The organism is Candidatus Photodesmus katoptron Akat1 (assembly GCF_000478685.1).
In the GTDB taxonomy this organism is placed as follows: domain Bacteria; phylum Pseudomonadota; class Gammaproteobacteria; order Enterobacterales; family Vibrionaceae; genus Vibrio; species Vibrio anomalopis.
This window is the reverse complement of record NZ_AMSD01000001.1, coordinates 382,193-395,569: the sequence shown is the minus strand read 5'-3', so window position 1 is coordinate 395,569 and position 13,377 is coordinate 382,193. Positions and strand designations below refer to the sequence as shown.

Annotated in this window: 6 protein-coding genes; 5 read left to right on the top strand and 1 reads right to left on the bottom strand. The window is 29.2% G+C overall.

The features are described from left to right. Nucleotides 1-267: 267 nt before the first annotated feature. The gene (gene clpP / locus O1U_RS01635; RefSeq protein ID WP_016503676.1) at nucleotides 268-864 is read left to right on the top strand and encodes an ATP-dependent Clp endopeptidase proteolytic subunit ClpP; all 597 of its coding nucleotides are present in this window, start codon (nucleotides 268-270) and stop codon (nucleotides 862-864) included. Between the two features lie 126 nt (nucleotides 865-990). Here the strand turns inward: clpP and dapE are convergent, their stop codons facing one another. Beyond that, nucleotides 991-2,124, bottom strand: coding sequence for a succinyl-diaminopimelate desuccinylase (gene dapE, locus O1U_RS01630; protein WP_016503675.1), 1,134 nt, complete (start codon nucleotides 2,122-2,124; stop codon nucleotides 991-993). A 204-nt stretch (nucleotides 2,125-2,328) separates the two neighbouring features. Here dapE and recC point away from each other — a divergent pair, with 204 nt between their 5' ends. The 4 genes from recC (at nucleotide 2,329) to nhaB (ending at nucleotide 13,377) form a co-directional block, all read left to right on the top strand. Next, nucleotides 2,329-5,841: an exodeoxyribonuclease V subunit gamma gene (recC, locus tag O1U_RS01625; protein WP_040356498.1), complete on the top strand. Its 3,513-nt coding sequence runs from the start codon at nucleotides 2,329-2,331 to the stop codon at nucleotides 5,839-5,841. A 61-nt stretch (nucleotides 5,842-5,902) separates the two neighbouring features. Then, nucleotides 5,903-9,430: an exodeoxyribonuclease V subunit beta gene (recB, locus tag O1U_RS01620; protein WP_420887244.1), complete on the top strand. Its 3,528-nt coding sequence runs from the start codon at nucleotides 5,903-5,905 to the stop codon at nucleotides 9,428-9,430. Between the two features lie 37 nt (nucleotides 9,431-9,467). Then, complete coding sequence (gene recD / locus O1U_RS01615) at nucleotides 9,468-11,600, top strand: exodeoxyribonuclease V subunit alpha (RefSeq protein WP_016503672.1); 2,133 nt, start codon at nucleotides 9,468-9,470, stop codon at nucleotides 11,598-11,600. Nucleotides 11,601-11,820: 220 nt separating this feature from the next. Further along, on the top strand, nucleotides 11,821-13,377 hold the full coding sequence (gene nhaB, locus O1U_RS01610) for a Na(+)/H(+) antiporter NhaB (RefSeq protein ID WP_016503671.1): 1,557 nt from the start codon (nucleotides 11,821-11,823) through the stop codon (nucleotides 13,375-13,377).

Here is a 13,377-nt window from a genome sequence, read left to right as displayed (position 1 = left end):
ATCAATTAGCAGTAGAACTAAAGAGATAAAACTGTTTAAACAATAGAATACTATTACGCTTTCTTAAAAAAATCAATAATAAAATTAAATATGTGATTTTTATCATACTTTATAGCAAAGTATATTTATGAACATAAATTTATAGAAAAATATGTTAAAGTCATCTCCGTTTCTAAAGTGGTTATCAAACTTAAAATACTTGATAGTATTAATTTTAGTCAGCGTTTCTATATAGTAAGCACAAACTAAAGTATATAAAGGGAAATTATGAATGATATAAGATCAAATCTTATACCTATGGTTGTTGAACAAACAAGTAAAGGAGAAAGAGCATATGATATTTATTCGAGACTTTTAAAAGAACGCATCATTTTTCTAATTGGACCTGTTGATGACTATGTTGCAAATATTATTTGTGCTCAATTGCTTTTTTTAGATTCTGAAAGTTCTAAGAAGGATATATTTTTATATATTAATTCTCCTGGTGGTTCTGTGACTGCTGGATTAGCAATTTATGATACAATGCAACATGTAAAATCAAAGGTTTCTACTGTTTGTATGGGACAAGCTTTTAGTATGGGAGCTTTTATCTTAGCAGCAGGGGAATCAGGAAAGAGACTTGCTCTTCCAAATTCTAGAGTTATGATTCATCAACCTCTAGGAGGATTTCAAGGACAAGCTACAGATATTAGCATACATGCTAATGAAATTTTAAAGTTACGAGCTAATTTAAATAAAATTTTAGCAAAACATACTAACAAAATGATAAAACAAATTGAACAAGATACAGAAAGAGATAATTTCATGAGTGCAGATGAAGCTGTTGTTTATGGTTTAATAGATGAAGTAGTACAAAGAAAATAAAATATTTTTATGTAAATCAGAATGATTTTTAGATTTTTAAAAAACTTCAGTTTAAAAAAACTATTACAAAAATTAGAATTTAGTTAGTATGAAGGAAAAGGAAGCTCATAAAAAGTGATAATTTTCCTACCCCAGTAGTTTTTCTAGAGTTTTTCTGTACATATTTGTTAGTTTGGTTAAATCTGCTACATTTACATTTTCATTTGCTTTATGAATAGAGGTATTTATAAGACCAAGTTCAATGATTTGTCCTTTCATTTTTGCAATAAAACGACCGTCAGAAGTACCTCCAGTTGTTAGTAACTTTGGTTTTTTATGGTTAATTTCATGGATTGCCTTGCTTACTGCCTCCAATAATTGTCCTTTAGAGGTTAAAAATGGTTGACCACTAAGAGTCCATTTTAAGTTGTAGTTTAGATTATGTTTATCTAGTATAGAATAGATACGTTGTTTTATTTTTTTATCTGTAAGTTCAGTACTAAATCGAAAATTAAATTGGATATCTAATTCCCCTGGAATGATATTGGGGGTTCTTGCACCTGAATGTAAATTTGAAATTTGAAAACTTGTTGGTGGAAAAAAGCAATTTCCATTATCCCACTGAGTATTTATAAATTCATTTAATACTGGTAAGCTCTGATGTATAGGGTTATTTGCTAGGTTAGGATAAGCAACATGACCTTGTGTTCCTTTTATATAAAGATTACCTGTAATTGAGCCTCTTCGACCATTTTTAATTATATCTCCAACTTGATGACTGCTTGAGGGTTCTCCTACAATGCACATGTCAATTTTTTCATTACGTTCCATAAGAGTAGTAACTACTCGTGTTGTTCCATTAATAAACTCTCCTTCTTCATCAGAAGTAATTAAAAATGCAATTGAACCTTTATGATTTGGATATTTAGTGAGAAATTGTTCAACTGAGATAATCATACATGCCAGCGCACCTTTCATATCTGAGGCCCCTCGTCCATAAAGTTTTCCATCAATAATAATCGGTTTAAATGGAGGGGTATTCCATTGTTTTAATGGTCCGGATGGAACCACATCTGTATGTCCTGCAAAGGCAAATAATGGAGAATCTTTGCCGCGACGAGCCCAAAAATTGTTTGTATTTTTAAAATTCATTATTTCAATCTTAAACCCCAATTTCTTTAGACGTGCAATCATTAGTAACTGACATCCAGCATCTTCTGGAGTGATGGATTTTCGTCTAATAAGATCTTTTGCAAAAGTTAAAATTGGACACTTTTTCATTTTAAAATATAATACTTATAACTAAAAAGATTATTAAATCGTTATACTATATTTATATAATTATTGTCTAACTAAAAATTATGGAAACTATTTATTATGCTAGTATTAATGACTATTTTCTTACTATCAGGTAGTGAAGAATTAGAATAGTTTAAAATCAATCTGTTGCTAGTTTAATTATACTCATAGTAGTGTTGGGAAGTTTTGTTTACGGTCTATCATTCTAATAAAATTGATACGCTAAAAATTCTATTAGTGCATCTAATAAAAAATAATCCACTTTGCAATCCCTTTGATAAAGATCAAATACTCGTGCAAAGTACAGGTATGTCTAAGTGGTTAAAGATCAAGTTAGCTCAAGAGATGGGCATTATTGCTAATATCAAGTTTTCTTCTTTTAATGCTTTTATTTGGGAGACCTTTACTCAAACATTATCTAATGTTCCTAAGTATACTTTGTTTGATAGGAACATTATAACATGGAAATTAATGAATATTTTACCGTCTACATTAGATGATCCAACATTTGGTGTGCTACTCAATTATTTTAAAAAAGGGGAAAACGATCATAACCTTTATCAGCTTTCTAGAAAGATCGCAAATATTTTTGTGGATTATATTCTTTATCGTCCAGAGTGGATTATAAATTGGGAAAATAATACTGGGGTAAAGGAATGTGATGGTGAATATTTCTGGCAATCGATTTTATGGAAAAAATTGTGCCAGTATACCTTCAAACAAGGTAAATCAAATTATAATCACGCTAATTTATGTAATAAATTGATGAAAAAACTTACATCAAGCGAAATTGATATCAAAAATATTCCTAGTCGTCTATTTATTTTTGGTATCAATTCTTTACCAACACATTATATGAATATTCTTGAAGCTTTAGGAAAATATATTGATATACATTTTATGTTTCATAATCCTTGTAAGCATTATTGGGGAGATATTTGTGATAGGAATCATCTAACTAAAATAGATCAAAATCAAAAAGAAATAAAAATATCAGATAGCAAATTCAGTAATGCTAAAGATACAGTTTTACAATTTCAAGAAAAAATTAATCAAGAAATAAACCAAGATAGTTTACATATAAAGAATTCTATTGGTAATAGTTTACTTGCTTCAATAGGAAAGTTAGGGAGAGATAGTCTTTATATATTATCAAAGTTAGAAAGTGAAGTTTATGACTTTTTCATTAATATTAAGCGTGATACATTATTACATAATCTGCAAGCCGATATTCTTAATTTAGAAGAACGTCAAAATAACTATAATTTAAATTCAAGTGCTCATAAACAAGTAGTAGATTTAGATGACCAGTCGTTATCTATACATATTTGTCATACTCCTATGCGAGAATTAGAAATACTACATGATGAATTATTAAGAATGTTTAACGCTAATTCTGACTTAACTCCGAATGATATCATTGTTATGATGCCTAATGTTGATACCTATCGCTCTTTTATTCATGCTGCATTTAATAGTGTATCTGATAAACATTATATTTCGTATTCTATTTCTGATTACTCTTCTTTTCAAGAACATCCAATTTTATCTCTATTTATGCGATTATTAGTTTTGCCAAATATGCGTTGTTCAGCATCTGAATTATTTGAATTTCTTGAAATGCCTGCCGTGATGGCCAAATTTCAATTTAGTGAAAAGGAAATTGATATCATTAAAAAATGGATTCAAGAATCAGGAATTCGTTGGGGGTTAGATTCTAGTATTGCTGACGAATTTAATTTGCCTGTTTCTGACCAAAATACTTGGAAATCTGGTATTTCACGAATGTTTTTAGGATATGCTATGTCCGAACAATCCGGATTGTTTAAATCAAAAGATACTATGTTTTTTCCATATAATGAAGTACAAGGGATGAAAGCAGAAATAGCTGGTAAGATATCCTATTTTATCGAAAAAATTAGTTTTTATCGTCTATTACTTAAACAAAGTCAGTCTATTGATAGTTGGGTAAAAATATTATTTAATTTATTAGGTGATTTTTTTTCTGTTGATCTTGAAGGAGAGATGATTTTACAGTCGATTCGTGATTGTATTTATCAATTGAAAAAGGACCTAAACGATGCGGGGTATCAGAAAAATGTTGAATCTATTGTTATCGTTAAGTATTTAGAAAGTGAATTATTAATCAAATGCAATAGTGAACATTTTTTATCTGGAGGGGTAAACTTTTGTAATTTAATTCCTATGCGTTCGATTCCATTCAAGGTAGTATGTTTACTTGGCATGAATGATGGAGCTTATCCGCGTTCTAGTTTACCGGATAGTTTTAACTTAATGTCAGGAAAAATTCAGCTTGGAGATAGAACTACCCGTGACGATGATCGTTATTTATTTTTAGAATCAATTTTATCAGCGAAACATGCACTTTATATTAGCTACATTGGAAGATCAATTAGAGATAATAGTGAGATTTTTCCTTCTGTGTTAGTTTCTGAATTAGTTGATTATTGTAAAAATAATTATTGTTTAAAGGGAACAGAATTACTAGAAAGTCAGTTGTCTAGTGATAAACTTTTAAAAAAGTTACTTCAGTACCATGCTATGGTTCCTTTTTCTCCTTCTTCATTTTATACAAGTACTGGTAGCTATGCTAAAGATTGGGTTCCTTCGGCATTAATTCAAATTCAAAAAAAAGATTTCCAAATAAATGTAAAAAAAGAAGAAACAGCTTCAAAATTAAATTATAAATTAAGTAAGCACTTTCCTAAATTAAGCAATCCATTGAAAATTAAACTGGCTGAATTTCATCGTTTTTGGCGTTTGCCAGTTCAATATTTTTTTAATTATCATTTAAAAGTAGTATTTGATTTATCTTTTACCCAATTGGAAGATAATGAACCGTTTATGTTAAGTTATTTAGAAAATTATCAAATTCGAGAACAATTGTTAGATATGTTATTTCAAGAGTATTTAATTTGCCAAGAAACAGTTCAGTTATTCAATTTAGATGAACTAGCCTATAATTTCTTTAAGCAGAAGCGCGCACAAGGGATCCTTCCTGTTGGTAATTTTGGTGAAATTGTTTTTGAAAAAAATCTTATTCCAGTGAAAATTTTATTAGATAAATTAATTTTTTTATGCAGAAATTCTGATCAAAACAAATATGAAGTTGATACTACTATAGATTTTTTAGATCAATATAAAAATATTCATCTTACTGGTAGGATCAAAAAAAATTACCCATCTGGATTAGTTCGTTATCGTAATGGTCAGATTAGATCTCAAGACTATCTTTCTGCATGGATAGACCATTTGGTAATGGCTGTAATTGGGCACAGTAAATCAACTCATATTATTGGTTATGATTATAAAAAAGATAAATTGCTGCATTTTATGTATTTACCTATTTCAGATCATATACAAGCAAAAAATTGGTTTGAACAGTTAGTTTTTTTATTCTGTCAAGGTATAAAAAAACCATTACCTTATTTTCCAAAAACTGCACTTGCTGCTGTGGAGGCAGGTCAAAACCGAGGTAATTGGATTAATGATGAAGGGAAAGCTATAAAAAGAATGGCCAATATATTTAATGATACTTATCTTGGATACGGAGAGGGGAATAATCCCTATATTGCACGTATTTGGCCTAAATGGAATAGCGAACTAGCTCATCAAGTAAAATTATTATCAGATTTAGTAATGATTCCTCCTAGATTAGCAATTAAACAAATTAAATAACGTAATATTGATTTAGGTTTTTAAAATTTTGACTTTTCGATCGATTATTCCATTAGAAATTATGACATTTCCTTTACATGGTGCACGTTTAATAGAAGCATCTGCAGGAACAGGTAAAACCTTTTCTATAGTTGGATTATATTTACGTTTATTGCTTGGTCATGGTAATGTGAAAACTAGATATCATAAGCCGTTGACTGTGAATCAAATTTTGGTTGTAACGTTTACGGAAGCTGCCACGGCTGAACTTAGAGAACGCATTCGTTTAAAAATTCATGATGTTCGAATGGCATTTTTATATAATAAAAGTAATGATCCACTAATTAATTTTTTTTTAGAAGAGTTAACTGATCATCAAAAAATTGTAGATATTTTATTAAATGCAGAAAGGCAAATGGATGAGGCTGCAATTTATACTATCCATGGTTTTTGTAAACGTATGCTTACTCAGAATGTATTTGAATCTGGTATCGATTTCAGTGATACCAATTTTATTACTGATGATAGTTGTTTAAAATTCCAGGTAATTTCTGATTACTGGCGACGCAATTTTTATTCATTACCTCAAAGTTTGTTAAATGAAATAAAAAAAATATGGTCTAGTCCTATAGATTTACTAAATCAAATTAATAATTATTTAACTATGTCACAACGTAGCATATTTATTGAAGAAATTAATTTTGATTTGCTTGAACTGCATAAAAGTACTCTAAAACGTATTGAGCAATTAAAAGTTCTTTGGTTAAAGTATAAAGACAGTTGTCTTGACTTAATTTGGAACTCTGGTATTAATAAATCCATTTATAACAAAAATAATTTACCCAAATGGTTCAGTGCTATTTCATCATGGTCATTAACAGAAACAAGGGAATACAATTACCCTCATGCTTTACACAGGTTTGCACAAAACATTTTAATTAAGACAACTTCAAATAGCAATGCACCAATTCATTTCATGTTTTCTGCTATTGAAGACTTTTTAACTAATCCAGTAAGTAATATAAAGACACAAATAGTAGCACACGCAATAAGACATTGCAGAATTCTATTGGCTAAAGAAAAGAATGAAAAGCAATTATTATCATTTGATGATTTAATAATTCAACTTTCAAATTCAGTTGATACTCAACCTTTATTAGTTAAAAAAATTCGAACTATATATCCAATTGCAATGATTGATGAGTTTCAAGATACCGATCCAGTTCAATATAATATTTTTAGTCGTATCTACCTAAATAAACCTGAATGTGGCTTATTTATGATTGGAGATCCAAAGCAAGCAATTTATAGTTTTCGAGGAGCAGATATTTTTACTTACATAAAGGCTCGTAAAGAAGCTATTTCTCATTATACGATGAGCACTAATTGGCGATCAAGTTCTGAGATGGTAATGGCAGTAAATCAGATATTTTCTTCAGCTAAAAGCCCATTTATTTATGATCACTATATTCCATTTTTACCAGTGAAGTGTAGTCCTGATGCTCATCAACGTTTCTGGTTAATAAATGGTGATAGGCAACCTGCAATTACTTGTTGGTTTGAACATAAAGCAGTTAAAAAATGTGAATATTACAATACGATGTTAGATGCTACATCTAGCCAAATCAAAAAAATTTTAACTGCTTCCCAACAAGGTCAAGCGAATTTTTTGTGTAATAATAAAAAAGTTCCAATTCAAGCTAGTGATATTGCAATTTTAGTACGTACTGCCAATGAAGCTCAGATTATTAAAGAAGGACTAGAAAAGCAAGCAATTGCTTGCGTCTATCTTTCAAATCACAATAGTGTATTTTCTAGTACAATTGCAAGAGATATACAATATTTAATCAAAGCTGTTTTAATGCCAGAAAATACTAAAGTTTTGATGGCAAGTCTTGCTACAAATCTTTTTTCTTTAGATCTCAATGAGTTAAGTAATATTAATAGTAATGAAATATTATTGGATAAGGTGATTGATGAATTTAAGAACTATCGTAAAATTTTAATAAAATATGGTGTATTTCCCATGATTCGATCAGTTATGACACAACGTAAGATTGCTGAATATTTATTGAAACAAGTTAATGGTGAACGTTTGTTAATAGATCTGATGCATATCAGTGAGCTTTTGCAGAAATCGAATAAAAATTTGACTAGCAATCATGCTTTATTGCGTTGGTTAGTTGAAAAAATTAGCAATGCAGAAAAAGGATTGACTTGTATAGAAGAAGAAGTACAACGTATTGAATCTGATAGAAATTTAATAAAAATTGTTACTGTACATAAAGCAAAAGGATTAGAATATAATTTAGTGTTTTTGCCGTTTATTTTCAGTTATCGAAGAGCTAGTGAATATGTATACTATGATGAGGAAGAAAAAAAAGTTATTTTAGATATTGAATGTAAGGATAATACTTTTCAAAAAGCTGATAAGAAACGTTTAGCTGAAGACTTGCGATTGCTTTATGTAGCTTTAACACGTTCAGTATATGGTTGTTTTATTGGAGTTTCACCAATTCAAAATCTTGATTCTAGCAAAAATAAAACCTCTGTTCATCTTAGTGCTATAGGTTATTTATTACAAGATGGTAAAGAGGGTGATACTGATCATTTAGCAGAATCCCTTAAGTTTCAGGTTAATCATAATCCAGGATTGATAGTTTTAAAATTACCATTTATTGACAAGAATGTGTTTACCACAGATAGTTCTTTTGAAGAAATTAATTCAAAAGAACTAAAACGAAGTATTAATCAATCGTGGAGTATCACAAGTTATTCAAAATTAGTAAAACAAAATTTTTCTCTGAAAAGGAATGATTTTGTTAATGATTTAAATGTCATACACATTCAGAATGAATTAGTAGATTTGGAAATAAAAAAAAATAAATATTCAATTTTTACCTTTCCACGTGGTGCATTAGCAGGTGTTTTTTTTCATAATTTATTTGAAAAAATAGAATTTACACAATCTGCTTTCAGTGAAAGAAATATTTCTTTAATTAAAGAGTTAATTGAAAGTATGCAATTAGAATTAGATTGGTTGCCAATTATTCAAGATCTTATTACTACAGTATTGAGCACACCATTGAATGGTAAAGAGTTGCTATTAAATCAAAAGCCTCCCAATCAAAGATTAATTGAATTGGAGTTTTTTTTACCCATAGAAATGTTAAGTGCATCTTCATTTAATAAGATAGCTCAACACTATGATTCACTTTCATTTCAGGCAGGTAATTTAAACTTTCAAACTGCAATAGGTATGTTGAAAGGTATTATTGACTTGGTTTTTGAACATCAAGGGAAATATTATTTGCTCGATTGGAAATCGACATATTTAGGTGATAGTAGTTCCTATTATCATAAACAAGCTCTAAAAGATGCGATGGTAGAATATCGTTATGATTTTCAGTATCAAATTTATTCATTAGCGTTACACCGTTTTTTACGTAGTCGTATAGGCAATTATAGCTATGAAGAGTACTTTGGTGGTGTATATTATTTATTCGTGCGTGGTATGGATGGTCAATCAGATCATGGTGTTTTTTATGTTAAGCCAGAACTAGAATTTTTAGAAGATTTAGATAATTTGATTGATGGATTTAATCATTGAAAAACAATGATCCAAATTCTATAAAATTAAATTAATTATGGAAATTACATTTTTAGATGTTTTAAAATTGCTTTCTGAAAAAGGGTTAGTTCGCTTGCTTGATTATCAGTTTGCGCGTTTTATGTCCGATCAGGTATATCAAAATTCAGATGAAATTGCTTTTATCTCTGCTTTACTTAGCTATGAATTAGGTCAAGGTAATGTATGTTTATTGTTTATTAATGATAAAGGAGAAAAGAATCTACTAGATGTAGTAAGTAAATTTAATCTGTCTAGCGATATTATGTTGCAATTAAATAAGAAGATATTACAAACAGATTGGTCTCAAATTATAAAAGATTGTTATCTTATTGGGTTCCAAGATGAATCTCATCCATTAATATTTGATGGACTAAGGCTTTATTTACAGCGTTATTGGCAATATGAATATAACTTAGCATTATGTTTAACTAATTTTAGTGTATCAAGAAATCTTCAATATTCTGAACTAAAGTTATTAGGTAGTTTTTTAGATCAGATAATTTATCGAGATTATGATATTTTATTTCATAAACTTTCTAAATTAAGCTGTTCCATTCAAAGAAAAAAAATATTATATGAGTATTTAGACGTTATTAGTTTTGATAGATTAAATTGGAAAGCAATAGAGAAAGTTTTAATAAATGCTATACACGCAGAGGATTTGAAAGTGCTAGATACACTTATTCCTCAATCATCTTGTCTTAATTGGCAAAAGGTTGCAGCAGCAATAGCCTTAACTAGAAATTTTTTGGTAATATCAGGCGGTCCAGGTACAGGTAAAACTACTACAGTAACTCAACTTTTAGCTGTATTAATTTATCAATTTCAACAGAAAGCAATTACTCCAATTATTAAATTAGTTGCTCCAACAGGAAAAGCAAGTGCTCATTTAACTCAATCTATTGGTGTTTCGCTTAAACATATTGTTTCTATTGCACCAGAATTGAAGGGTTATTTCCCCACTGAAGCAAGTACATTACATGCTTTACTCGGTATGATTCCTAATAGTGTCAATTTTTATCATAATCAACGTAATCCGATAAATGTAGATATTTTAGTTGTTGATGAAGCATCTATGGTTGATTTGTCTATGATGTTCAACTTATTGAATTCTATTCCAAAACACGCACGTTTAATTTTACTTGGTGATAAAGATCAGCTGTCTTCTGTTGAAGCAGGTTCTGTATTAGGGGATGTTTGCTCATTTTATCAATATGGATTTAGCTACAATCAGGCTCAGTTAATAGCTACGCTAACAGGTTACAGTCATAAATCTTTTTTTATACAAAATGTTAAAAATAAAAATTCTATTTCTGATAGTTTATGTATGCTAACAAAAAATTATCGATTTGATTCATGTTCAGGCATTGGTCAGTTAGCAAAAGCTGTGAATTTTGGGGAAATTAGTAAGGTTGAATCTATATTGAAAAAAAAATTCACTGATATTCGGTATTTTTCAATTAAACATGGACATTATAATCATATATTACGCGTTCTTGTTAGAGAGTATGGAACTTATTTGAAAAGTCTTAATCAGTTTCTATTATCTAAAGATGTAGGGAAATTAGAAACTCAAAAACAGGAAGCTAAAAAAGTACTAAAAATTTTTTCTCGATGTCGTTTATTATGTGCAGTCCGTATGGGTGATTTCGGTGTTGTTACTTTAAATAAACATATTGAATATGCTTTGATATCCAGTCAATTAATTCAAATTAAAGGTAAAACTTGGTATCATGGAAGACCCATAATGATTACTAAAAATGATTATGAATTAGGACTTTTTAATGGTGATATTGGAATTTGTATTTGTAACGGAATTGATGTTACTTCTCATTTAAGAGTTTTTTTTGAATTACCAGACGGAAATATAAGATCCTTTTCTCCTAACCGTCTCCCTGAGCATGAAACTGCCTATGCAATGACTATTCATAAATCTCAAGGAAGTGAATTTGATTTAGTTTTAATGGTTTTACCATTAAAGTTTAGTAAAATTTTAACAAAAGAATTAGTTTATACTGGAATTACTCGCGCAAAGAGTTCTTTATTTCTATATGCAAGCATGAGTATTTTAAAACGTTCTATTAATACTAAGATTCAACGTTCAAGTGGTTTAGTGAATAAATTAAAAAAACTAAATAATTTAGTATGATGCAAAATTATTTTTAAATGCTTATTCAATTACTATAATTATTAATTTGATTTTTAGGTTGACTAGAAGTTATTGAATAAGTATAAAGTCGAAGTTTAGAAAAACCAAATAGTTTATTGAATTGATCTAAATAGTTAAATAGTGATTGAAGAAGAACTTGTCTCAGAATTTTTTTAAAAATTCTATTTTCCACAAATTGTTATCAAGGTTACCTAGTATTATGGCTATGTCACTTAAGAGTGCTTTTTTTATGAATTTTCTAGGTAAAGCACCGAATTGGTATAAGTTTTCTATTGTTTTATTTCTTATTATAAATCCTATCGTATTCTTTTTAATTAGCCCTTTCTGTGCTGGTTGGTTTTTAGTAGTAGAGTTTATTTTTACTCTAGCTATGGCTTTAAAATGTTATCCTTTGCAGCCAGGAGGTTTACTTGCCATTGAGTCTATAATTATTGGAATGACTAGTTCGAAACAAGTTGAGAATACACTTCTTGCTAATATCGAAGTATTATTTTTGCTGATTTTTATGGTTGCTGGTATTTATTTTATGAGGCAACTTTTACTACTTATTTTTACAAAAATATTGCTTGGTATCACAACTTCCAAAGTATTACTTTCAGCTATATTTTGTTTTACTTCAGCTTTGCTTTCAGCTCTGTTAGATGCTTTAACCGTAGTTGCAGTCGTAATTAGTGTTATAGTTGGTTTTTATTCAATCTACCATAAAGTAGTTTCAAAGATGGGTAATAATTTCCAGCAAGAAAATATACCAAATGAATATGCATCTGATCGTTTAGATTTAGAAGATTATAGAGCTTTTCTTCGTTCACTTTTAATGCATGTGTGCATTGGTACTGCATTAGGTGGAGTTATGACAATGGTAGGTGAACCTCAAAACCTTATTATTGCTGATCAAACTGGGTGGAAATTTGGTGAATTTATTATTCGTATGTCTCCAGTTACTGTTCCAACTTTAATTTTTGGTTTGATAACTTGTTTATTAATTGAGAAGTTTAAAATATTTGGGTACGGAAAAAATTTACCAAATAAAGTTCGTCAAATTTTAATTAATTATAATAATGAAGCGCGTAGAACTAGGACAAGAAAAGATATTGCTAAATTATTGGTACAAGGTATTATTGCTGTTTGGTTAGTTATTGCTCTTTCTATGCACTTAGCGGCTGTTGGTTTAATTGGTCTTTCAGTTATTATCTTAGTAACTGCATTTAGTGGAATTATCGAAGAACGTTCTTTAGGTAAAGCTTTTGAAGAAGCTTTGCCGTTTACTGCATTATTAACAGTTTTTTTTTCTATTGTTGCAGTAATAGTTGAACAGGGGTTGTTTAGGCCAATTATAGATATGCTATTGTATATTGAAAATAAGAGTATTCAACTTGCATTGTTTTATATTGTAAATGGTATGTTATCGATGGTGTCAGATAATGTATTTGTAGGGACAGTATATATAAATGAAGCTAAAACGGCTTTAATTGAAGGTCTGATTAGTCGAGAACAATTTGATTTGTTTGCGGTTGCAATTAATACAGGTACTAATCTTCCTTCTATTGCAACTCCAAATGGTCAAGCAGCATTTTTATTTTTACTAACTTCAAGTTTAGCACCTATAATTCGATTATCATACTACCGTATGATAATAATGGCTTTGCCGTATACTTTAGTTTTATCATTAGTAGGTTTATTGGCTATCTTATTTTTTGTTGAACCTATAACAGTCTATTTTTATAAACAAGGATGGCTCAGTACCCAAAATCTTTAA

What these genes read in the sequence shown, in the direction of transcription:
- clpP (WP_016503676.1), top strand. Translation starts at nt 268, where the DNA reads ATGAATGATATAAGATCAAATCTTATACCTATGGTTGTTGAACAAACA.
- dapE (WP_016503675.1), bottom strand. Translation starts at nt 2,124, where the DNA reads ATGAAAAAGTGTCCAATTTTAACTTTTGCAAAAGATCTTATTAGACGA.
- recB (WP_420887244.1), top strand. Translation starts at nt 5,903, where the DNA reads ATGACATTTCCTTTACATGGTGCACGTTTAATAGAAGCATCTGCAGGA.
- recD (WP_016503672.1), top strand. Translation starts at nt 9,468, where the DNA reads ATGGAAATTACATTTTTAGATGTTTTAAAATTGCTTTCTGAAAAAGGG.
- nhaB (WP_016503671.1), top strand. Translation starts at nt 11,821, where the DNA reads ATGGCTATGTCACTTAAGAGTGCTTTTTTTATGAATTTTCTAGGTAAA.